The sequence below is a fragment of the Paraburkholderia domus genome (assembly GCF_905220705.1).
Lineage (GTDB): Bacteria > Pseudomonadota > Gammaproteobacteria > Burkholderiales > Burkholderiaceae > Paraburkholderia > Paraburkholderia domus.
The window spans coordinates 1-21,633 of record NZ_CAJNAT010000042.1 but is presented as its reverse complement, the minus strand read 5'-3'; the positions used below and the strand labels follow the sequence as shown (position 1 = coordinate 21,633).

Sequence of the window (21,633 nt, the reverse complement as noted above, 5' to 3'; positions counted from 1 at the left end):
GAGATGTCGGGGCGTGAGACGAACAAGCACTGGTTGGACTATGTGGCGGCCTGGGTTGCGTTATGCGCGGCTATCGGCTCGCTGTTGGGCGCGGGGGCGTCCTGGTATCAGTTCAAGGCGTCCAGAGATCAACTGCAGTCCATGAAGTTTGATCAGCGCCCCTGGGTTTCGCTGGAAATGGAACCGGAAGGGCCACTTGTCCGTGACGAGAACAACGGATTGGCATACACGTTTAGATATAGCCTAAACAACGTGGGCCGATCGCCGGCTTTCAATGTCATGTTCACGGCTACGATGATGCCGCTAGCCGATCCGAAAGAAACGCCGCCAGCTTCCGGCGGATTTTCTTATCCTGAACCGCTTGAGGCCCTACGGCGTGCCATAGCTCAAACGTGCCAAGAGAACGACGTTGCGCGCGCACAGGGAATGGGCGAGGTAATGTTCCCGAACGCTGCTCAAAATCTACGATGGAAGGCCCACAGTCCGGGGCCCGCCAAAGGGTTAGTTCCTGGATTCGCCGTAGTGGCGTGCGTCGCATATCAGTTCAGCGGCGACCCGGCTGTTCATAAGACTGTGCGGGTATTCGATTTAGAGCCGCGCGAATACGGCAAGATGATTCATCTTGACTCTTCCAATGGCGACCCGCCAGAGTTGGAATTTTCCCCACAGCTGGTCGAAGGTTTTTCGGCCGACTAACGCGGGAACGGCCATGCTAGTGCGGCTCACTTATGAGCAGTCTAGTTGCCGATGCCACCGGCGTTGACGACTCGCACCACCTCGGCAAGCGTGAGGCTGTGCGACTGGCCGCAACGGCCGAACTACTGTCCTCGAGAGGCCGGCTTGGATGACCGGATCACTCTGTTACCGGCCGTTAAACCCATAGTGGCGGCACCGGCAGCAGTGGTCGTCTGCTGTCCTTCGCAAGCTGGCTGCTCCGTCATGCGCCGGTCGTCGCGCCTTTCCGATTTCCGCGGGCTCGACATAAGCCGATGTCTCTGAATACTGCTGCCCACGTTGCAACGAATCAAGTCCGGTTGAAGCTAACAGCCTTCGACGGCCTATGTGCCTTTTCCGCGAATGTGCGGTGGAACACTCGTGGGGTAAATATCATCGTGACGTTCCACATACCCTGAGCGTAGTCTTTCTGTACACAAAAAACCGGCGTCATCATTCGGCGAGAATCCGGGCGACCACGCAGGTGAAAAAGGGAACTGGATGCGCGCTCTCGGGCGAACGCAGCCTGCGCGCACATAGCGCGATACCAAGAGAAAACACGGACGGGGATTCAGGTGGACAATACACTCATTTTCGCGAGGCGCGCCGCCGTTGCGCTGGCCTATGCTGCGCTTGCTGGCTGCATGACGACAACGCTTCAAAGTCAAACCTACAAGTCATATTCGGTGGGCGTGTCGAGGACCGCGACGATAGGCGATGCCTTCATTGTCGATCAGAATGGCACGGTAAGTACCATAAAGCGCTGGGTAGGCGTTCTCAACTCGCTGGATGGCTGGCAGATAAATAATGTGTATTCGCAGGACTGGGTAAAGAAAGAGTTGATCTACGGCGGAAAGTCCGGAAGCACGATCGAGGTCACTTATCGCGAATTTCGGGGCGGATACGCTGCGCCGGCCTTCTACCAGAATCTGAAATATGATCTCAACTCGTCGGCGACCATTCGTTTCCAGAAGTTCACTATCCAGGTTCAGCAGGCCGACAATCAGACGATCGTCTACACGGTACTGAGTGATCGGTAACACCCCATATCACACGAGGCATCCATCGCAACCGGCTTAGTTCATTAAGGGTTATTCGATGCCTGCCATCGGCCACAGGAATGTGACGGTGGCTCAGCGCGTGTTGGCAGGCGTCGAATAGGCCTTAACGGAAGCGTGAGTTCGCCGATGCAGAAAGCTGCCGTTCCGCTGTGTGGTGCCGTGACCGTCAGCAATCCGCCACATTGCTGACGTAGAACCAAGCCGGCCTCAACGTCAGCAATGGCCGAAGATCAGTCCTTCACAGAGCCATGAGTGGGGCTAGGACTCAAGTCGCATGAGGGATAAGGCCGAATGGTGGATCTAGGGCGCCGAAATGTCTCCCCTATGGCAGGGCCGTACCTGCCGGCCCCCAAACGTTACTTCACCGCCCCCAGCGCCAACCCCTTCACCAGAAACCGCTGCAACCACGCAAACACAATCGAAACTGGCAACGTCGCGCAGAGGGTAGCGGCCATCACCAGATGCCACTCAACGACATACTTCCCAGCCACCATATCCGTAACCTGCACGGTAAGAGTCTTATTCTCCGGCGACCGAATCAACGTATAGACCACCGCAAACTCATTCCAGGCATTGATAAAAGTAAAGATCGCCGTAACAACAATCGCCGGCACAGCCAACGGCAAGAAAACCTTAAAAACAGCCCTCGTCCTCCCACACCCCTCCAACCAGGCCGCCTCCTCCAGGTCCCTCGGCACCGTCTGAAAGTAAGAAGACAACATCCAAACCGCAAACGCGATATTGAACGCCGCATAAGAAACGATGACGCCGATCTTGGAGTCAACCAGATTCCCATCCCCATAAGGAATCATCGCCGCGAGCCGGAACAGGCCAACAACTAGCAAAATCGGCGACAACATCTGCGTCACCAGCAGAAACTGCGAATACAACCCCTTCCCACGAAACGGAAACCTGGCCAACGCATAAGCCGCCGGCAAGCTCACTGCCAACGCCAACGCAGTCGACAAAAAGCTAATCACACAGCTATTCCTCAGCGCGACACCAAAGTTAGCCGCAACCCACATATCCGAAAAATTGCTCCACTGCCAATGCACCGGCAGCCACCTTGCCGGATAAACAAAGATCTCAGTAGCCGGCTTCAAAGCAGTAAACAACATCACAGCAAACGGAAACAGCACCGCCACAATCAGCGGCGAAAGTGCCAACCAGCACCACAACGACCGCTTCATCTTGACGCTGAGACTCATGACGTCTCTCCTTCTTTCGCGGGCTGCAGGCGCAGATAGGCGATCGAGAAAACGAACAGCATGACGAGCATGATCAGCGACACCGCCGCGGCTTCGCCGGGACGTCCCAGCCGGAACCCAAGCTCATAGAGATACGTAACGAGAATATGCGTGCCGTTATCCGGGCCGCCTTGCGTCATCACCCAGATGATCGGGAAAGAATTGAACACGTAGATCACATTCAACAGAATCGTCATGTTGATAAACGGCCGCAAGAGCGGCATCGTCAGCTTGCGAAACTGCTGCCACGCACTGGCGCCATCCATCCGCGCCGCTTCATAAATGTCACCCGGCACCGACGACAACCCGCCCAGCAGAATCGTCACCGTAAATGGAATCGACACCAGAATACCGACGGCGATCTCCACCGGAAAAGCGAGCTCCGGCGTCGCGAGCCAATGTATCGGACCGTTGATCAAACCAAGCCGCTGCAACGTGACGTTGACCATGCCGTAGTCATCGTTGAAGGCCCAGCGCCACACCACGGCGGTCATCGTCAGCGAGACGGACCACGGCAGCATCACAATCGTGCGCGCCACGCCGCGTCCATAGAAATCCTGATTCAGTATCAACGCAACCGGCACCGAAATCAGCACCGTGCCGCCCACCACGCACACGGTCCAGACAATCGTCCGCTTAGCAGCAGCGAGAAACGAGGGGTCCGTGAAAATCGTATAGAAGTTCTGCAGACCGGTGAAATCGCGGATCGCGCCGAAGCGCGAGACCTCGTGCAGCGATTGCCACACGATGTTGAAAATCGGATAGCTGATGATGAAAAGCGCCAACACCAGACTCGGCGCAATCAGCAACCAGGGCGCCTGGAGGCGCGAAGAAGCGGAACGGCTCATGCGTGCTCGATCGTAAGACGCGTCCGCAATTGAGAAGCGGATGCGACGGGATGGGCCGGATAGTGCATTACGGACATGACAACCGAAACGCGCGCCACCTTCGCAGCGGCGGCGCGCGTTCCGTATTCAGCAAATCACTACGAGACTACGCGTGTCACTTACCGAGCGATTTGTTCGCTTGCGTCGCAGCGGCATTCAACGCGTCGGCCGGCTTCGCCTTACCCAGGTAGATCGATTGCATTGCATCGGTCACAGCCTTCGCGGTGTCTTCCCAACCGGTCACAGTCGGCGCGAAGTGAGCCGTCGGCAGCAGCGCGACGAAAGCTTTGGTATCCGGATCGTTGAACGCGGGATCGGTCGCCTCAGCCTTGGTGGTCGGCAGGAAGCCTTCGGTCGTCGTGAACTCGACGCGCGGTTCCTTCGTGAACAGATAGTCCAGGAACTTCCAGGCGGACTTCTTCACCTTCGAGTTCTTGAACATCACGATCGAGTCGGTCACCGCATAGGTGGCGTGCGTCGTGCCCATCGGGATCGGATCGATGCCGTACTTCAGGTTCGGCGCTTCCTTCTTGATCTGCTTGGCGAGGAACGGTGCGGAGATCATCATCGCAACGCGGCCCTGCTTGAACAGGTTCTGCACGTCTTCACGGCTGTAGCCGGTCACGCCAGGCTGCGTCAGGCCGTCGTCGATCATCGTCTTGTACAGCGTGGCCGCCTTGATGCCGGCCGGCGAATTGAACGCCGCCTTGCCGTCCTTGCCGACGACGTCGCCGCCGTTGGTCCACAGGGCGTAGTAATAGTAGACGTCGGTTTCGATTTCCTTGCCTTGCAGACCGAAGCCGGCAATGCCCTGCGCCTTCAGTTTCTTCGATGCATCGATCACGTCATTCCACGTTTTCGGGCCGTCGGGATAACCGACCTTCGCGAGCAGATCCTTGTTGTAGTAAAGCGCGCGTGCGGAAGCGGCGATCGGCAGGCCGTACACCTTGCCGTTGATTTCGCCAGGTGCGAGGAACGGGCCGATGAAGCGGCCCTTGAAGCTGGCGTCCATGTAGCCGTCGAGCGGCTCGGCGACGTCGTCCTTCACGAAGTCGAGCAGCCAGCGCGTACCGACGATCGCCAGGTCGGCGTTGGCGCCGCCGGAGATGTCCGTTTGCAGTTTCTGTTGCAGCGTGTCCCAGTTCACGTCTTCGATCTTGATCGTGGTGCCGGGATTGGCCTTCTCGAAGTTACGGGCCATTTTTTCGAAGTACGGCGCGGTCGCATCGCTGTAATGCGCGACCGTCACGCGGACCGTGTCGGCGTGAGCCGCGACGGCGATACCTGCAAACGCGAGCGCCACGGCAACTTTGCCTAGCGCGAGGGAAGCACGGGCATGCAACGACATTTCTCTCTCTCCTGTGTCGATCGGAGTTAGCGCTTTGGCACTGGCTCCGGTCCCATCCAACGATGGTGGGGGGTGGTCTGCTGCCGTCGCCGGCCGCTTTGGGTTAAATTGTTTGAAAAAATCCTACATGACGCAAAATAGCTTGTCACGTAGGGTCTGCCATATTTTTTCTCGGCCAGTTTTGTGCATAAGATGCTGTAAAGCAGGGGTATTCTGCATAACGCGAAGTCACGGATACCCAATCTTCGGGATGACTAGACAACTGTTCGATGCCGGTTTTGTAGGAAATTTACACGCTAAACCGGTGCTGCAACGGGGTTGAGGAGCGAGGGCAGACATGAATCGTGTGGTGTTGGTGACGGGCGCTTGCGGCGGTATCGGCAGCGTGTTGTGCAAGCGCTTCGTGGAGCAGGGCGATACCGTGCTGGCGCTTGATGTCGACGCGGTCGCGCTTCACGGATTGGTGACGCAACTCGGCGAGACGAATGTCACGCCGATCGCGGTCGACCTCGGTGACGCTGCCGCAGTGCAGCAAGCCGTGGCCGAAGCGGTCAAGACGCGTGGTCCGGTGGACGTGCTGGTCGCTAACGCGGGTGCCGCTAAAGGTTTGACGCTCGCCACGACGGATGCCGCCAGTTGGCAGCGCGACATCCATCTGAATCTGAACGGCACCTATCACACGGTGGAAGCGGTGCGCGCGTCGATGATCGAACGGCAGAAGGGCGTGCTGGTGCTGATCGGCTCGGTGAACGGCATGGCCGCGCTCGGGCATCCGGCGTACAGCGCGGCGAAGGCGGGGCTCATCAGCTACACGAAAGCGCTGGCGATCGAACTCGGCCGTTATGGGATTCGCGCGAACATCGTCTGTCCGGGCACGGTGAAGACGCAGGCGTGGCAGGCGCGCGTCGACAAGAATCCGCAGGTCTTCGAGGATCTGAAGAAGTGGTACCCGTTGCGCGACTTCGCGACACCGGACGACATTGCCGATGCGGTGCTGTTCCTCTCATCGCCGATGGCGCGTGTGATTACCGGCGTCGCGTTGCCGGTCGACGGTGGACTGATGGCCGGCAACCGTTTGATGGCGGAAGAACTGACGCTCGAATCGCTTTGAATGGATTGGATTCGCTTTGAACTGCTTTGACCCGATAGCGCGGCGTGTTTTTGCTTGATGAAGCAAGGCAGCACGTCCGCATGACAGCACGACGATGAGGACAGCATGGCAGCAGTGCAACTAAGCGGCATTTTCAAACGCTATGGCGACACGCAAGTGGTGCACGGCATCGATCTCAACATCGACGACGGCGAGTTCGTCGTGCTGGTCGGTCCGTCGGGTTGCGGCAAGAGCACGCTGATGCGCATGGTGGCGGGGCTCGAAGAAATCAGCGGCGGCGATCTGATGATCGGCGGCACGCGCGCGAATACGCTCCCGCCGCAGCAGCGCAATATCTCGATGGTGTTCCAGAGCTACGCGCTTTATCCGCATCTGTCGGTCTACGAGAACATCGCGTTCGGGCCGCGGATTCGCAAGGAATCGTCGGCGAGTTTCAAGCCGCGGATCGAAGCCGCCGCGAAAATGCTGAACCTCAGCAGTTATCTGGATCGCTTGCCGCGTGCGCTGTCGGGTGGTCAACGTCAGCGCGTGGCGATGGGCCGCGCGGTGGTTCGCGAGCCGTCGTTGTTCCTGTTCGACGAACCGCTGTCCAATCTCGACGCCAAATTGCGCGTCCAGATGCGCACCGAAATCAAGGCACTGCATCAACGTCTGAAGAATACGGTGATCTACGTCACGCACGATCAGATCGAAGCGATGACGATGGCCGACCGCATCGTCGTGATGAACGCGGGGCGGATCGAGCAGGTCGGCCGCCCGCTCGACCTGTACGACCGTCCGGCCAATCTGTTCGTCGCCAGCTTCCTCGGCTCGCCGTCGATGAATTTCGCGGAAGGCGTGTTGGTCAATCGGGCGCAAGGACAAGGCTTCGCGTTAAAACTCGCGGACGGTGGCGAGATCGTGCTGGAAGGGACGCCGGCGTCGGCGGTGGTCGGCGCGAAGATCACGCTGGGGGTACGCCCGGAGCACATCGAGACCATGGCGCAAACGCCGGACGCCACCATGGAAGTCGAAGTGGTCGAGCCGACTGGCGCCGAGACCCATTTGTACGGGAAAATAGGCGGCAACACGTGGTGCGTGACGACTCGCCAGCGCTCGAAAATCGAGCCCGGTCAGCGCGTGACGCTGCGCTTGCCGGCCGAGCATATTCATCTGTTCGATACGGAGAGTGGACGCAGGCTGGTCTGAACCGCGTGTTGCCTTTTAAAGCTGAATAAGCTGATTGAAGCTGCGACGCGACGCGGATTCATCTAACCCTTAAGGAACACCGGGTGTCCGCACCGAACTTGATTCCCCACATCCGCGGCGCGCTGGCCAATCTGCGGCCCGCCGAGCGCAAAGTTGCCGAGATGGTGCTGAGCGACGTCGACTTTGCGATGCGCGCGAGCATTACCGAACTCGCGCAGCGCGCGGAGGTGTCCGAGCCTTCCGTCACGCGCTTTTGCCGCGCGATCGGCGCGCATGGTCTGCGCGACTTCAAGATGCAACTGGCGCAGAGCGTGGCGGGCGGGGTGCCGTATGCGTCGACGGCGGTTGCCCGTGATGATGATGTGCAGACGTTGATGGGTAAGGTCGGTGAGGCTGCCGTCGATGGAATTACGCATGCGTGTGCTGCGTTGGATCCGGCGGTGTTTGAGAGCGCGATTGCGGCGCTGTCGAGCGCGGGGCGGGTTTTCTTCTTTGGCGTGGGCTCGGGGTCGGGACTCGTTGCGCAAGATGCGGCTTTAAGGTTTTTGCGGTTGGATATCGCGGCGACGGCGTTTACCGATGGTCATTTGCAGCGGCTATACGCAGGCCTCATGGAGCCGGGCGATGTGGCGTTTGCGATTTCGCATTCGGGGCGCAGCGTCGAAGTGAATGAAAGTATTCAGATCGCCAAAGAGCGTGGCGCGACTACGATTGCGTTGACTAATGTGGGCTCGCGGCTCGCCTGGCTCGTTGATATTCCGCTACTGCTGCGCGTGCCGAGTCCGATTGATCCGAATACGCCGGGCGTGTCGCGGCTCGTGCACCTGTGCATCATGGATGCGCTTGCGATTGGCGTCGCGTTGAAGGCGAGGCCCAAGACGCTTGAAAAAATGCGGCACGCGAAAGCGCGGTTGTCGTCGCATGAGCCGGAGGCGGCGGGGGATTGATCAAGATGGTCCGCTTCAGGAACCCTGCGACGAACGCGTGAATAGTTACGCTGCTTGAGGACGCCAGGCGATCATGCCTACCGTCCGCGCTCGAACTTCCGGCGAGGCTAAACAGGTCGCTACGGCCTCGTAGCCCAGCGCTCCCGGATAGGGGGCGACCAGAGTGGGCGGACTGTGATTGGCTGGGCACAGGATAATGGATTCATCAGGTCCGACTGCAGCCAGATCCAGGATCGCTGAAGAGCGCGTCATCAGAAACAAAGGACGCGCACCAAGCTTGGCGCGTTGGCGAAGGTGGATGATCAAAGCTTCCTGCGTGGCCTGATCTAGCCCTTGCTCTACCAGGTCGACGACCAGGATGTTTGGCCCTTCAGCCTCCAAACCGACTAGCAGTGCGATTAGCGCGTCCGATTCTGCTGCGCCTTCATCAACGAGCCAAGCCAGTGTCTGATCGACTCGCGATTTGAGCGCCGCATCGGCTTCCAAGCGGGCTGTGACATTCCCATCCTTTACCCGATCAAGACCCAGAAAGGCAGCGTTGGGGAGTTCCTCAGCCAAGCGCATAGCCAGCCGTGTCTTGCCGCTTCCCAAGGGGCCAATGATGTAGGTCAACGGTCGGACGTCGCGAAGTTCGAACCGTTCGCCACCCCAAGGCCAAGGGAGGTCAAAGGCCGTGCTGAATTGAGCGGATGGGTTGAGCAGGCGTGCCAATTCTCCGTCGGCAGGCGCCTGGCCTCGGGCGAGACCCGCTCGAATCCCTCTGACCTTGGCTATCGTATCCACGAGCTGACGAATTCCAGCCTCAAGCGTCGCTTCGTGGGCAGCCAAGGCGGGTTCCAAACTCTGAGCGTCACCTTCCAGCACTTGTGCCACTTGAGCGAGGCTGAGGCCAAGCGCGCGCAGGGCCACAATCTCCGCAGCACGCGTCATCTCGTCGGGACCATAGGTGCGATACCCGGCCGTCGTGCGCTCCGGCGTCACCAAACCTCGCTGCTCGTAGAGTCGCAGGGCCTTGGTAGAGACGCCAAGCCGCCTGGCTGCTTCAGACGCACTCAAGAATGGGGCGGAACAACGCATGAGTCACCTCTTCGTTTGCTGACCACTCAAATCATGGAGCCGGCCCCTGGGGCCAAGTCAATAAGATATTTACGGCGCGGCATTTCTTTCTCGTCATTGTTTTACAACGAACAGCGCGCACCATAGAATCCGCCGGATCAGTTGAACCCGCAAATGCGCCGCGCATTGGCAAAAAAACCTCGAAGAGAAAAATGAAAAAACTACTCGCTTCCGCCGTGCTCTGCCTGCCTTTGTTCGCCCACGCCGGTACTGACGCCAATGCCGACTGCCAGGCCCATCTTTCCACGTGGATGAAAACCCTGCACCCCGGCCGTCAACTCGACACCGAGCATGCCGCGTGCAAAGTCTGGCCAGCCGACCCCTTGCTGACGCTGGCTGTGCAGGCATTGCCGAAAGCCGGCAACACGGACGACGGCGGCGAGTACGACCTCGAAGTGCTGGTCGCCGACAGCAAGTCGGGTGCAATCATCGCGCATGAATATGAACCGGCGGCTATCAGTTCAGACGCGATCCGGTTCAGTCAAATCGATCTGGACACGGCTCGCTATCAACTCACCCCGCAATTGCGGGCATTCGGCGTTCGCGTGAGCTATGAGGGCGCGTCGCGCGTCAATCCGTACGAAGGCCAGGCGCTGAGCCTGTATGTGCTGGACGGCCATACGCTGCGTCGCGTGGTCGACAATCTGGGTGTCCAGAACAACTCCGGCGAATGGGACGGCAATTGCGCCGGCACGTTCTCGGCCACTACGCGCACGCTCGCGATCGGTCCGGCCGGCAGCGCAGGCTACGCGACGCTGCGCGTCGGCGAGACGTCGAAGGAAAGCGTCAGTAAGCAGACGAGCAGCGACTGCGTCTCGACCGATCGTCCGTTGAAGCGCAACACTACGACGCTCGAATACGACGGCACGGCTTACCGCGTACCCAAAGCGTTGCACTATGAATGACGGCGGTTCGGCACCGGCGCGGCGGCAAGTGCGTGGCGCGCTCGCCGCTTGCGCCGTGCCGCTGCTGGTGTTCGTGCTGATGCTCGTCGGCGCCTGCGGCAAGCCGTCAACACCGTTGTCGAACGACGCCTATATCTGGCAACGCAAATGGACGCCGCCCGTCACATCCGCGTTTGAATACAGCCGCGGCTTCGTTCAAACGTGGCATGTGCTCGCCGCAGAGAAAGACACCAAAAACGACTGGACCATCGTCTCGCCCGATTGGACGACGCTCACCGCAGCGCATGCGCCAGTAACAGCCGTCATCCGGATCGACGGCCAACTCGACGATCTGAATGCGCTGCCGGTCGCGCGTATCGTCGAACTCGCCGCCGATTGGAAGCAGCACGGCATCACACTCGCGGCCATCGAAATCGATCACGACTGCGCGACCTCCAGGCTCGCTGCGTACACGCGCTTCCTCGCCGCCTTACGCGCGCAACTCGATCCCACCGTCAAACTGACGATCACCGCTTTGCCCGCCTGGCTGGACAGCACAGCGCTCGATGCGCTGCTGGCGCAAGCCGATGAATCCGTCCTCCAAGTGCACGCGGTCATGAACCCGGCACAAGGCCTGTTCGACCCGACGCAGGCGCGCGCATGGCTGGGCGCATTCGCGCAACGCACGAAGCATCCGTGGCGCGTTGCGTTGCCGACTTACGGCTCGCGCGTCACATGGGGCGACGACGGCCGCGTGGCCGGTATCGAAAGCGAACGTCCGATGTTGCTGGCGAACGGCGTCACGCAAGGTGTCTCGCATGAACTCGTCGCGCAACCGGAGCAGATCAGCGCTTTCGTGACGCAGATTGAACGCCATGCGTTGCCCGGACTCAAGGGTATCGTCTGGTTCCGCCTACCCACTGACGCCGACGAACGCGCCTGGAGTCTCGCCACCTGGCGCGCCGTGCTCACGCGTGCACCGCTAACCGTCGCCATTGCCGCCGACGTGCGCAAGAGCGCGCAGCAACCGGGACTCTTTGACGTGTCGCTCGTCAGTGGCGGCACTATCGACGCGCCATTGCCCGCCGTCGTGCGCACCGATTCCTCATGCGAAGCCGCCGATGGCGTCAACGGCTACGCACTCGACTATGACGCGCGCGGCATGCTGCTGCGGCGCGTTCAACCCGGTTTGCTGCACGCGGGCATGCGTCGCGATATCGGTTGGCTTCGCTGCGGCGCAGCCGATTACAAAAAGGTCTCCGTTCATGTTGAACCGTAAATATCTTGCGCTCGGTGGCGGGGTCGCGTTGTTGGCCGGCGCTGTCATCGTCCACGCGTGCGGACCGTTTTTTCCGCTGCAATTGCTCGACAATCGCGCGGGCACGCTGTCGGGTACGCCGAACAATTCGTTCGCGTATGAGGTGTCGCGTCTCGTGACGCCCGGCGACCATCTTCTGGCTCCGGAAGCCGTGCGCGTTCCGGCCGGGCAGCAGCCCGTTGATTCCGCAAAGGCGGTGTTGGCAGGTCTCTCGCCAGAACAGATCGCGACGCTCGCCGCAATGGCCAAGGCCGCCGATGGTGACGCAGCCTATGCAATGGGGACAGGCGTGCCGGAGGCGCAGCGGCTTTATGCAGCCGCCGACGTCGATTTCGGGCATGCATTAGCGGGCTGCGCGAGCACCGCAGCGTCCGACGCCGCGCCGCAATCCGCCTGCGCCGCACACGAACCGCTACTGAACCGCGCAGCCACGCGACTCAACGCGATCCTCGCATTGCCCGCCGCAACCGGCGCGCCACGCGCGGTTGCCGCCGCAACCGAACTCGCGGCCATCGCCCAAGCCCGTGCGGACGACTGCACCGGCGGCGACGCTTGCGCCACCCTCACAGCAGCGTTGCCGGCTGCCTACGCAAGACCGCGCACGCTCGCGGCAAACGGCGCCGCCGATCCGGAAGGCCTCGCGGTAGCCAGCTTCGGCGACGAAGCACTCACCTATCTACACAACGAGAAGACCGGCAAGCAGTGCGACTACCGCAGCTTCCTGAACGACACACCGTGCGCGGCGGCAATCGCGCCGGTGAATCTGAAGCAGGCTATCGGCCTCTACGCGCAGCAGGCGGCACGCGGTGGCAACAGCGGCTTGCAATCCCTGCGCTTCATCGCGGCGTGGGTGCTGGCCGACAAGGCGCGCGTCGCGTCACTGATCGACGATCCGGTCGCACAACGCCTGCTGGTGTCCTACGCACTCGCGCGTGAAGGCGACATCGTCAGGGACCGTCCGGAGAGCGCGTTCGAATACTACGGCGGCTACGACAACAGTTACGGGCCGACCGGCTATGCCGATGCCGCTCGCGGCGACAAGGGCACCAAATCGAACCCTTCGTTAGTGTCTCTGGTCGAGGCGATCCGGCAACGTGGCATCGATCATGTGGCAGGCGCTGATCGTCTCGCCGCGCTGGCCTATCGAGTCGGCCGCTACGACTTCGCCAGTGAGCTAGTGGCGCGTGAACACAGCACGCTCGCAAGCTGGGTGAGCGCAAAGCTCGCCTTGCGCCGCGGCGATACAGCCGCTGCCGTTGAGGCCTATGCACAGGCCTCCAAAGGTTTCCCAGTCGCCGATTCGAGCGTCGAACCTGCCGGCGCTCAGCTGATCAAGGGCGAACAGGCGGTGCTGACGCTGTCGCGCGGGCAGTACGTCGAGGCGCTCGGCTACCTGTTTGATGCGGCGTCGCGACAGGACAGCATCGGCGTGAATGACGACTCCGTCTCCGATGTCGCTTATGGCAGCGACATGGCCTACATCGCGGAACGTGTGCTCACCACGGACGAGCTGAAGCGCTTCGTGGATTCGCGCGTCCCTGCATCGGCGGTGCCGCCGACACCATCGTCCGATGCCGGCGTGGATGCCTACTATGCCCTGCATCAAACCTCCGCCGATGCATTGCGTTATCTGCTCGCGCGCCGCCTCGTGCGTGACGGCCGGATCGACGAAGCGCTACCGTATATCCCCGCCGACGACGATCCGCGCTACGGCTCCTTCAGTTGGGAAGGTGGGCACACCATCCGCAAGCAATTGCAGCTTCGCAAGTTGGCGCGCGACTACGCGGCAGCGTTGGACGAGGCGCAGCACGCGTGGACACGCACGAACCGGGCGCGCGGATGGTTCGCTGCGGCGACGCTCGCGAAGCAGTCCGGTATGGAGTTGATGGGTTACGAGCAAGGACCGGATTATCACGACATCGACGGTGCGTTTGCAGGCGGATCGGGGCGCTCGGGTGTCGTGAGCGCGCGCGTGGATCGGGCTTCAGATCCTGGCGCGGCTAGTGCGGCTACCGTACCGGACACGCCGGCGGCGCGCGCCGAGGTGGAGCTGGCTGGACCGTTCGTGACCGTCGACGAGAAGCGCCGCTATGCGGCCAGCGAGAGCAACCCACTGACGCGTTTTCACTACCGCGAGATCGCCGCCGACTACATCGTCAAAGCGGCGGATGGGTTGCCGCCGCGCTCGCAGGCATTCGCTGCCGTGCTATGCCGCGGGACGGACTGGATGCGCAACGACGACCCGGCGCGTGCGCGTGGTTTTTATCGGCGCTATATCAAGGAGGGGGCTTACGTCGACTTTGGTGGCCCGTTCGGCACGCTGTGCCCGGAACCGGATTTCCAGGCCGCAGCGACGTTCACTTATATGCAGGCGTGGCACAACGTGAAGCGCGATGCGGGACGCAATAAGAAGCGCGTGGCGCTGATCGGGTTGCTGCTTGCAGCGGGTGTGATTGGTGTCGGGGTGTGGCGCTATCGGAGGGGGAGAGCGCGGAGGGCTGAGGGCAGCAGCAAGTGAGGTGGGCGTCGGCGGGGATTAAAAAGAGCGCCGACGCTGCGATTTCGATTATTCGGCTCGCAAAACGATTACAAAACGGCAGTTTTCCAGAAAAACGATTACAGGACGTCTGCTCTCAAAAAAAACGATTACAAACGGCCTGTTTTCGAGCAAAACGATTATGAGATGGCGCGTCGTCTTGTTGCGATGACTTCGGGCCGCCCGAGCTCTGAATTGCCGACGGCTTTGCGGTCCGACGCACAGGAAGCCTGTCTAGCCGATGGCAGTGGCAATTTTCGCTGTGACTTCAAGGTGCCGCCGCCATCCACCCAAACCGCCGCGACAACCTCAGGGTTGCCGCGCGCAAGGTTTGCGCGGGACCGCCCGCGAGCTCGCTGTCGAAGCTGCCGCTCGGCCCCATCACCGCGAGCACGAGACAGATGCTGCCGGTATGGTCCAGCACGGGCGCGGCCAAGGTGTCGATGCCTGGCACGGGCCGGCTCAATGCAGTATCGATGCCGTCCGCGCGGATTTGCGTGAGACGTTGTGAGTAGGCTTTGGTTAGCTGCGGAAGCGATGGCGCGGCGTCTTTGCGACCTGAGGCCGTTGCTGGACCTTCAGCCGCTGTCGCCGTCTCCACAAAAATCTCCTCCGCCTCAGCGCCCGCTAGCCGCAAATGATCCTGCGCCAGCAGACCGTGCCGCACGTCGTCCGCAACATACGCAGCAAACACCCGCCCGATCGCCGTGTTCACCAGCGACATCACCGTGCCGACCCGCAAGCTCACATGCAGCGGCCGCGCCGACTCCTCCAGACGCACGACGGTCGGTCCGAGCGGCCCAAGCACGGCCATCGCGACGCTCATTCCCGTCGACGCAGCCAGTTCGACCACTTCCGGCTCGGCTTCGCGCGTCGGCGATAAACGCTGCAAGCCGATCAGCCCCAGCTCAAGGGCTAAAGGCCCGGCTTCGAAGCAACCAGTGGCATCGCGGTTCAGCAAGCCGATCTTCAGCAGACTCACCAGGTGTGGAAACGCTTTGGCCGGCGGCATGCCCGCAGCCGCCGCAAGATCGCGCAAGCTCAATGGCCGTGCGGCCGCAACCAGCGCGCCGAGCAATTCGCCGGTGCTATCGAGCGACTGGATGCCGCGCTGCGGCTTCGCATCGGAGGAAGCGGCAGCAGTTGCGTAAGAAGTGTCGAGAGAATCAGTCACGATGCGGAAGAAGCTAATAAGGAGGGCGCTGCCGCAAGTTCGGCGCTGATGTCATGCGCCGCCGCAAGCAGCGCGCGAGCCGTCGGGCCATCGGCGGCGACGTCGATCGCGCCGGTCGAGCCGATCACAGTCAGCGCGAGGCATAAGTGGCCGCTCGCATCGAGCACCGGCGCGCTCAAACTGCTGATGCCCGGACTCGGCGCATCGACGCTGCATTCCAACCCGCGTGCGCGGATGGCGACTAACGCTGCATCGAACGCGGTGCTTTCGTCAGGTGGCGTCATCGCGCGACCCATCGAGCCCGACTGATTCGCCCACATCCCATCCACGGCCTCACGGGGCAGATAAGCGCAAAACACGCGGCCCGTCGACGTGGCCGGCAGCGACATCACCGTGCCCACATGCAGATTCACGTGCAGCGGAAAGCCCGCATGCTCATAACGAACGATGGTCGGCCCCTGCGGCCCGGCAATACAGATCGCGACGCTGAACCCGATCGCCTCGGCCAACGCCGCCACGCGCGGCACGGCGGCGCGAAACGCCGGCTGGTTCTCCAGATGCATCAATCCAAGCCGCAGCGACAGCGGACCGGGTTCATAACGCCCCGACAGCTCGTCACGTTTGATCAGACCTAAGCGGCTCAGGCTCACCAGATAAGCATGAGCCTGCCCCGGCGCGATCTGCGCGGCGGTGGCGAGATCGGACAAAGCCAACGGGCTGCGCGCCTGAGCGAGCGCCAGCAACACGCGACCGCCCACTTCGACGCTTTGAATCCCGCGCTGCGTCTTGCCGCCATCCGCCGTCTCGCTGCCGCCCGCGCCTTTGCCGGCGGCCGATTTCGCTGCTTTGCTCACACCCGCGCTCGTCCGTAAAAAGGGTCCATGTTAGCCGAAGCCCTGCGCGAAAGCCCGCGCCATCCTGTCCTCATGTTAGGCGCTTTAAAATTTGCGTATAGCGATATATTTCGCTATTGACAAATAAACTGGGTCGGCCATAAGATGCATTCACCCCGACATACCGGTGCAGTCACAGAGTCAAAACGGGGCGAGACAACCTCCAATACCGCCAGCCCGCGCATCTGAATCTGAACGCGCAGCCGGCCGTCTCGCCTCACGTCCAACTTTTGAGGGAGACAAGCATGGCAAAGGCATTCGCATCCCAGGCCGACCTGGAAGTCAAGAAAGTCACGTGGACCAAGCTGTCCGAGAACGCTTACGCGTACACCGCTGAAGGCGATCCGAACTCGGGCGTGATCATCGGCGACGACGGCGTGCTGATCGTCGACACCACAGCCACGCCGGCCATGGCGCAAGACCTCATCGCAAAGATTCGCAGCGTCACGGACAAGCCGATCAAATACGTCGTGCTGTCGCACTACCACGCCGTGCGCGTGCTCGGCGCATCGGCGTATTTCGAAGAAGGCGCGCAGCAGGTGATCGCGAGCCGCGGCACGTACGAGATGATCGTCGAGCGCGGCGAAGCGGACATGAAGTCGGAAATCGAACGCTTCCCGCGTCTGTTCGCCGGTGTCGAAACGGTGCCGGGTCTGACGTGGCCGACGCTCGTGTTCGAAAAGGAAATGACGCTGTTCCTCGGCAAGCTCGAAGTGCGGATCGCGCATCTCGGTGCGGGTCACACGAAGGGCGATACGGTGGTGTGGCTGCCGTCGCAGAAGGTGCTGTTCTCCGGCGACCTGGTCGAATACGACGCAGCCTGCTATTGCGGCGATGCTCAACTCGAACAATGGCCCGCCACGCTCGAAGCGCTGCGCGCGTTGAAGGCCGAGAAGCTCGTGCCGGGCCGCGGTCCCGCATTGACGACGCCGGAAGACGTCAACAATGGACTCGATTACACGAAAGACTTCGTCACCACGCTGCTGCAGCAAGGCCGCGAAGCGGTCGAACAGAAGCTCGATCTGAAGGCCGCGATGGCGCACACGCGCAAGGCCATGGACCCGAAGTTCGGCCACGTGTTCATCTACGAGCACTGCCTGCCGTTCGACGTTTCACGTGCCTTCGACGAAGCGAGCGGCATCACGCATCCGCGCATCTGGACCGCGCAGCGCGACAAGGAAATGTGGGACGCGCTGCAAGCCTGATAACAGCATGGAAGCGCTGGAAAGCGCCAAGCAGAGCAGAGAAGGACGGAGACACAAGATGAGCATCAACTACCAGACGCTGTCGTTCGACTATCAGCCGTGCCGTGAACAAAGCGGGCAAAGCGACGCGGAGCAGGCAGTCTATCCCGTGATCGTGGTCGGCGCGGGGCCGGTGGGCCTGGCTTCCGCGATCGATATCGCGCAGCAGGGCGTGCCGGTCGTGCTGGTCGACGACGATTGTTCGTTGTCCACCGGTTCGCGGGCGATCTGCTTTTCGAAGCGCTCGCTCGATATCTTCGACCGGCTCGGCTGCGGTCAGCGCATGGTGGAAAAGGGCATCAGCTGGAATGTCGGCAAGGTGTTCCTGAAAGATGAACTGGTGTACACGTTCAATCTGCAACCGGAAGCGGGCCACAACCGGCCCGCGTTCATCAACCTGCAGCAGTACTACGTCGAAGGCTTTCTGCTCGAACGCGCGCAGGAGATGCCGAATCTCGAGATTCGCTGGAAGAGCAAAGTGGTCGGCGTGCAGCAGAACGGCACACCTGGCGCGGCTCAAGCGAGTGTGACGCTGACGATCGAAACGCCGAACGGTCAGTACCCGTTATGCGGCCGCTATGTGGTGGCCGCCGACGGCTCGCGCAGTCCGATGCGCAATCTGATGGGACTCGACAGCAAGGGTGTCACGTTCAAAGATCGCTTCCTGATCGCCGACGTGAAGATGGAAGCGGAGTTTCCGACCGAGCGCTGGTTCTGGTTCGATCCGCCGTTCCATCCGAATCAATCGGTGCTGTTGCATCGTCAGCCGGATAACGTGTGGCGGATCGATTTCCAGTTGGGCTGGGACGCCGATCCGGTGCTGGAAAAAACGCCGGAACGTGTGATACCGCGCGTGCGTGCATTGCTCGGACCGGATGCGAAGTTCGAGCTGGAATGGATCAGCGTCTATACGTTTTCGTGTTTGCGCATGGACCGTTTCCGGCACGGTAACGTGTTGTTCGCGGGCGATTCCGCGCATGGCGTGTCGCCGTTCGGTGCGCGCGGCGCGAATAGCGGCGTGCAGGACGCGGAAAACCTCGCCTGGAAGCTGGCGATGGTGCTCGAAGGCAAAGCGTCCGATGCCTTGCTCGACACCTATGCGAGCGAGCGCGAATTCGCCGCCGACGAAAACATCCGCAACTCCACCCGTTCGACCGATTTCATCACGCCGAAGAGCCCGGTGAGCCGCGTGTTTCGCGACGCTGTGCTGAAGCTCGCACGGCATCACCCGTTTGCGCGGCAGTTGACGAATAGCGGCCGCCTGTCGGTGCCCGCGGTGTTGCGTGATTCCCCACTGAATACAGCGGACAGCGAGAGCTTCGAAGGTCTGATGGTGCCGGGGGCATCGTGCGTCGATGCGCCGGTTCATGCTGCCGGACAACCGGCCTGGTTGTTACAGCAACTCGGCCAGCAATTCACAGGCGTGTTGTTTTGCGGCTCGCAAGGTGTCGATCAGGCGACGCAAGCTGCGTTGGATGCATTGCGTAGCGGTCCGATTCCGCTGAAGCTCGTCGTGGTGACGAGCGGTGATGCGCAGGTCGTTGCGGCTTCGGGTGCAGATGTGTTGCACGACATTGACGGTCTTGCCGCCGCGCGTTACGACGCCAAACCCGGCACGTTCTACCTGATCCGTCCTGACCAGCATGTCTGCGCGCGTCGGCGACAACTCGACGCGAGCTTTGTGGAAGATTCATTGAAGCGAGCATTGTGCGTTGAAGGCACGGCCTGAAGTCTCCGCATTGACAGTACACGTGGCACTTGCGGCCCAGGCGGAAAACGCAGCACATCGGCACAAGAAAATAGCAGGAGACAGTTATGGCATTGAACACGCAACCCAATCTCGCCCGCCCCGACGATTTCTACGAGGCACTGATAGACATGCATCGCGATTTGGACGATGCGCAGAGTCAGTCGGCCAATGCGCAACTGATCCTGTTGCTCGCCAACCATATCGGCGATCACGCGACCTTGCTCGAAGCGATGCGCCACGCACGTGAAGGCGTGACCGACGTTGCGGCGCAAGGCGCGCAGACGCATTCGCTGGCTGCCTGAACACGAGTCACGACGAGCGGTAACGATAAAACGCTGTACGCGCGTGGCCGTTCGAGCCACGCGCAATCCACCACGGCGCGCGGCGCACCCATGCCACCGCATGCCGTTCCCGCAGAAAACAGAAACGCGGCGCATCAAGACGCCGGACCCAGCGGGTCCGCTGGACCCTCACGTTTGGAGATAACCGATGAGCCAATCCCACGCCCCCGCGCTCGAGCCGGGCGCATCCGCTGCTGCGCACGACGATCTGTTGTATCGCAAGGTCTCGATGCGGATCATTCCGTTTCTGTTCCTCTGTTATGTGGTGTCGTTTCTCGACCGCATCAATATCGGCTTCGCGCAGTTGCAGATGAAGCACGACCTTGGCTTCAGCGACGCCATGTACGGTTTGGGCGCAGCGGTCTTTTATGTCGGGTACGTGTTGTGCGAAGTACCGAGCAACATGCTGCTGGCGCGCTTCGGCGCGCGCCGAACATTCACGCGGATTATGCTGCTGTGGGGCATTGCATCGGTCGGCATGATGCTGGTCTCGAAGCCTACGCACTTTTACGTGCTGCGGTTCATGCTTGGCGTGTTCGAAGCGGGGTTCTTTCCCGGCATCGTGCTGTATCTGACCTACTGGTATCCGGCTCGGCGGCGCGCGGCCGTGTTGTCAATTTTCTTTGCGGGTGTCGCAGTGGCGGGTGTGCTCGGTGGCCTCGTGTCCGGTTGGATCATGCGCGATATGGGCGGCGTGATGGGTCTGTTCGGCTGGCAGTGGATGTTCGTGATCGAAGGTGCGCCGGCCATCGTACTCGGCCTGCTTGCCGCGTTTTATCTGGTCGACGGTCCGCAACATGCAACGTGGCTCAATGCTGCCGAGAAGGCGCAATTGATTGCACAGCGCGATGAAGACCGTCGCGTTTCATCGGACGCACATTCATCGCGTTCCGTCATGCAATCGCTGCGCAATCCGCGGGTCTATCTGTTCGCGTTCATCTATTTCTCACTCACCTGCGCCTCGCTGACGCTGAACTTCTGGATGCCGCTGATGATTCGCGACTTCGGTGTTCACGATGTGCTGGCAATCAGCCTGTACACCGTGATTCCGAATGCGGTCGGCGCGGTGGGCCTGATTCTGATCGCGCGCAACTCGGATCGGCGTGGCGAACGACGCCGGCACTTTGCGGTTTGCACGATCGGCGGCGGCATCGCGCTGTCTCTGCTGACACTGCATCTGAGTAGCTTCCCGGCGATGCTCGCGATTCTCTCGCTGGCGGCCGTGCTGATCTTCGCCGCGTTGCCGATTTTCTGGACCGTGCCGTCGGGCTATCTGTCCGGTACTGCGGCGGCGGCCGGGATTGCGCTGATCAGCAGCATTGGCATTACGAGCGGGATCGTGAGCCCCTGGGTGATCGGTCTGATCAAGACACACACTGGCAGCATGGACAACGCGCTGTATCTCTTGACCGCGCTGCTGTTCGTCAGTGGTGTCGCGTTGCTGGTTGGCGTGCCGAAGGAAACGAAGCGGATATAGGACTTGTACGGGGCGCTGACAAGGCGCGCCCGGCCGGCGAGCGAAAAAATTCGGCAGCAGCGGTGCGGCGGTGCGCTTGACGGTGGTCATGAACCAATTGTCCGCTGCACTCCGCCATAAGGATGAAGGATAGATAGAGGAAAGTTGGTTCGGGACGTCCACGACGACGCTGCGATAGTATGCGATCTGGTTATCTCTTTAACGGTTTGCAATGCTAAATGAATTGCGTTGACAAAAAATGACTCAATTCTGAGACTGTCCTATTTGATTCGATCTCGAAGTCCATTAGAGTTTTTGCCGGGGTATCCCGTGAATCTCTAACAGGAGTGGGCTTGAGTCGAAAAACTGGTTTTACGCACCGGCACTACCATCTCGACATGCCACAGGCCGCCAGTGC

The 21,633-nt window shown here is 61.0% G+C and carries 18 protein-coding genes; 12 read left to right on the top strand and 6 right to left on the bottom strand.

The window, feature by feature from the left end:
- Nucleotides 1-33 precede the first annotated feature (33 nt).
- Both KHO31_RS35885 and KHO31_RS35880 read left to right on the top strand, forming a co-directional pair.
- The gene (locus KHO31_RS35885) at nucleotides 34-696 is read left to right on the top strand and encodes a hypothetical protein (protein ID WP_211625660.1); all 663 of its coding nucleotides are present in this window, start codon (nucleotides 34-36) and stop codon (nucleotides 694-696) included.
- Between the two features lie 593 nt (nucleotides 697-1,289).
- Entirely contained in the window at nucleotides 1,290-1,754 is a 465-nt protein-coding gene (locus KHO31_RS35880; protein ID WP_236061669.1) for a hypothetical protein, read from the top strand.
- A gap of 377 nt (nucleotides 1,755-2,131) precedes the next feature.
- Here the strand turns inward: KHO31_RS35880 and KHO31_RS35875 are convergent, their stop codons facing one another.
- The 3 genes from KHO31_RS35875 to KHO31_RS35865 all read right to left on the bottom strand — a co-directional run bounded on the left by KHO31_RS35875 (nucleotide 2,132) and on the right by KHO31_RS35865 (nucleotide 5,257).
- Nucleotides 2,132-2,983 (bottom strand): carbohydrate ABC transporter permease, encoded by an 852-nt coding sequence (locus KHO31_RS35875; protein ID WP_074286267.1) that lies wholly within the window; start codon nucleotides 2,981-2,983, stop codon nucleotides 2,132-2,134.
- Complete coding sequence (locus tag KHO31_RS35870) at nucleotides 2,980-3,870, bottom strand: carbohydrate ABC transporter permease (RefSeq protein ID WP_054035601.1); 891 nt, start codon at nucleotides 3,868-3,870, stop codon at nucleotides 2,980-2,982. Before KHO31_RS35870 ends, KHO31_RS35875 begins: the two co-directional genes overlap by 4 nt.
- 154 nt (nucleotides 3,871-4,024) lie before the next feature.
- Entirely contained in the window at nucleotides 4,025-5,257 is a 1,233-nt protein-coding gene (locus tag KHO31_RS35865; protein WP_200621736.1) for an ABC transporter substrate-binding protein, read from the bottom strand.
- Nucleotides 5,258-5,594: 337 nt separating this feature from the next.
- On the opposite strand from KHO31_RS35865, the gene KHO31_RS35860 reads away from it, so the two are divergent.
- The 3 genes from KHO31_RS35860 to KHO31_RS35850 all read left to right on the top strand — a co-directional run bounded on the left by KHO31_RS35860 (nucleotide 5,595) and on the right by KHO31_RS35850 (nucleotide 8,503).
- A complete protein-coding gene (locus KHO31_RS35860) occupies nucleotides 5,595-6,368 on the top strand; it encodes an SDR family oxidoreductase (protein ID WP_211625658.1) in 774 nt (257 codons plus the stop codon).
- Nucleotides 6,369-6,473: 105 nt separating this feature from the next.
- Nucleotides 6,474-7,556 (top strand): ABC transporter ATP-binding protein, encoded by a 1,083-nt coding sequence (locus KHO31_RS35855; protein WP_211621267.1) that lies wholly within the window; start codon nucleotides 6,474-6,476, stop codon nucleotides 7,554-7,556.
- An 83-nt stretch (nucleotides 7,557-7,639) separates the two neighbouring features.
- Complete coding sequence (locus tag KHO31_RS35850) at nucleotides 7,640-8,503, top strand: MurR/RpiR family transcriptional regulator (protein ID WP_201086471.1); 864 nt, start codon at nucleotides 7,640-7,642, stop codon at nucleotides 8,501-8,503.
- A 45-nt stretch (nucleotides 8,504-8,548) separates the two neighbouring features.
- Here KHO31_RS35850 and KHO31_RS35845 read toward each other — a convergent pair whose 3' ends face one another.
- Nucleotides 8,549-9,580: a MerR family transcriptional regulator gene (locus KHO31_RS35845; protein WP_211625656.1), complete on the bottom strand. Its 1,032-nt coding sequence runs from the start codon at nucleotides 9,578-9,580 to the stop codon at nucleotides 8,549-8,551.
- A 191-nt stretch (nucleotides 9,581-9,771) separates the two neighbouring features.
- Between KHO31_RS35845 and KHO31_RS35840 the strand changes: the two genes are divergently transcribed.
- Genes KHO31_RS35840 through KHO31_RS35830 form a run of 3 tightly spaced genes read left to right on the top strand, consistent with a single transcriptional unit; the run spans nucleotide 9,772 to nucleotide 14,339 of the window.
- On the top strand, nucleotides 9,772-10,524 hold the full coding sequence (locus tag KHO31_RS35840; protein WP_211625654.1) for a PA3715 family protein: 753 nt from the start codon (nucleotides 9,772-9,774) through the stop codon (nucleotides 10,522-10,524).
- Nucleotides 10,517-11,782 (top strand): DUF3142 domain-containing protein, encoded by a 1,266-nt coding sequence (locus tag KHO31_RS35835; RefSeq protein WP_236071679.1) that lies wholly within the window; start codon nucleotides 10,517-10,519, stop codon nucleotides 11,780-11,782. Before KHO31_RS35840 ends, KHO31_RS35835 begins: the two co-directional genes overlap by 8 nt.
- Nucleotides 11,769-14,339 carry a hypothetical protein gene (locus KHO31_RS35830; RefSeq protein ID WP_211625652.1) on the top strand — a complete coding sequence of 857 codons (2,571 nt, stop codon included), beginning with the start codon at nucleotides 11,769-11,771 and terminating at the stop codon, nucleotides 14,337-14,339. Before KHO31_RS35835 ends, KHO31_RS35830 begins: the two co-directional genes overlap by 14 nt.
- Nucleotides 14,340-14,625: 286 nt before the next feature.
- Here KHO31_RS35830 and KHO31_RS35825 read toward each other — a convergent pair whose 3' ends face one another.
- Both KHO31_RS35825 and KHO31_RS35820 read right to left on the bottom strand, forming a co-directional pair.
- Nucleotides 14,626-15,531, bottom strand: coding sequence for an IclR family transcriptional regulator (locus KHO31_RS35825; protein WP_201082679.1), 906 nt, complete (start codon nucleotides 15,529-15,531; stop codon nucleotides 14,626-14,628).
- On the bottom strand, nucleotides 15,528-16,385 hold the full coding sequence (locus KHO31_RS35820; protein ID WP_201082677.1) for an IclR family transcriptional regulator: 858 nt from the start codon (nucleotides 16,383-16,385) through the stop codon (nucleotides 15,528-15,530). Before KHO31_RS35820 ends, KHO31_RS35825 begins: the two co-directional genes overlap by 4 nt.
- 284 nt (nucleotides 16,386-16,669) lie before the next feature.
- Here KHO31_RS35820 and KHO31_RS35815 point away from each other — a divergent pair, with 284 nt between their 5' ends.
- From KHO31_RS35815 to KHO31_RS35800, 4 genes are all read left to right on the top strand, one after another.
- On the top strand, nucleotides 16,670-17,629 hold the full coding sequence (locus KHO31_RS35815) for an MBL fold metallo-hydrolase (RefSeq protein WP_201108445.1): 960 nt from the start codon (nucleotides 16,670-16,672) through the stop codon (nucleotides 17,627-17,629).
- Nucleotides 17,630-17,687: 58 nt separating this feature from the next.
- Nucleotides 17,688-19,397 (top strand): FAD-dependent oxidoreductase, encoded by a 1,710-nt coding sequence (locus KHO31_RS35810; RefSeq protein ID WP_211625650.1) that lies wholly within the window; start codon nucleotides 17,688-17,690, stop codon nucleotides 19,395-19,397.
- 86 nt (nucleotides 19,398-19,483) lie between these two features.
- Nucleotides 19,484-19,720 carry a DUF2783 domain-containing protein gene (locus KHO31_RS35805; RefSeq protein WP_201086465.1) on the top strand — a complete coding sequence of 79 codons (237 nt, stop codon included), beginning with the start codon at nucleotides 19,484-19,486 and terminating at the stop codon, nucleotides 19,718-19,720.
- Nucleotides 19,721-19,907: 187 nt separating this feature from the next.
- On the top strand, nucleotides 19,908-21,236 hold the full coding sequence (locus KHO31_RS35800; RefSeq protein WP_201082670.1) for an MFS transporter: 1,329 nt from the start codon (nucleotides 19,908-19,910) through the stop codon (nucleotides 21,234-21,236).
- The last annotated feature ends 397 nt before the right edge of the window (nucleotides 21,237-21,633 follow it).

Excerpts from the sequence above, each read along its gene's own strand:
- KHO31_RS35845 (WP_211625656.1), bottom strand. The coding sequence starts at position 9,580 with ATGCGTTGTTCCGCCCCATTCTTGAGTGCGTCTGAAGCAGCCAGGCGG.
- KHO31_RS35860 (WP_211625658.1), top strand. The coding sequence starts at position 5,595 with ATGAATCGTGTGGTGTTGGTGACGGGCGCTTGCGGCGGTATCGGCAGC.
- KHO31_RS35815 (WP_201108445.1), top strand. The coding sequence starts at position 16,670 with ATGGCAAAGGCATTCGCATCCCAGGCCGACCTGGAAGTCAAGAAAGTC.
- KHO31_RS35855 (WP_211621267.1), top strand. The coding sequence starts at position 6,474 with ATGGCAGCAGTGCAACTAAGCGGCATTTTCAAACGCTATGGCGACACG.
- KHO31_RS35870 (WP_054035601.1), bottom strand. The coding sequence starts at position 3,870 with ATGAGCCGTTCCGCTTCTTCGCGCCTCCAGGCGCCCTGGTTGCTGATT.
- KHO31_RS35835 (WP_236071679.1), top strand. The coding sequence starts at position 10,517 with ATGAATGACGGCGGTTCGGCACCGGCGCGGCGGCAAGTGCGTGGCGCG.
- KHO31_RS35830 (WP_211625652.1), top strand. The coding sequence starts at position 11,769 with ATGTTGAACCGTAAATATCTTGCGCTCGGTGGCGGGGTCGCGTTGTTG.
- KHO31_RS35840 (WP_211625654.1), top strand. The coding sequence starts at position 9,772 with ATGAAAAAACTACTCGCTTCCGCCGTGCTCTGCCTGCCTTTGTTCGCC.
- KHO31_RS35875 (WP_074286267.1), bottom strand. The coding sequence starts at position 2,983 with ATGAGTCTCAGCGTCAAGATGAAGCGGTCGTTGTGGTGCTGGTTGGCA.
- KHO31_RS35800 (WP_201082670.1), top strand. The coding sequence starts at position 19,908 with ATGAGCCAATCCCACGCCCCCGCGCTCGAGCCGGGCGCATCCGCTGCT.
- KHO31_RS35810 (WP_211625650.1), top strand. The coding sequence starts at position 17,688 with ATGAGCATCAACTACCAGACGCTGTCGTTCGACTATCAGCCGTGCCGT.
- KHO31_RS35865 (WP_200621736.1), bottom strand. The coding sequence starts at position 5,257 with ATGTCGTTGCATGCCCGTGCTTCCCTCGCGCTAGGCAAAGTTGCCGTG.
- KHO31_RS35805 (WP_201086465.1), top strand. The coding sequence starts at position 19,484 with ATGGCATTGAACACGCAACCCAATCTCGCCCGCCCCGACGATTTCTAC.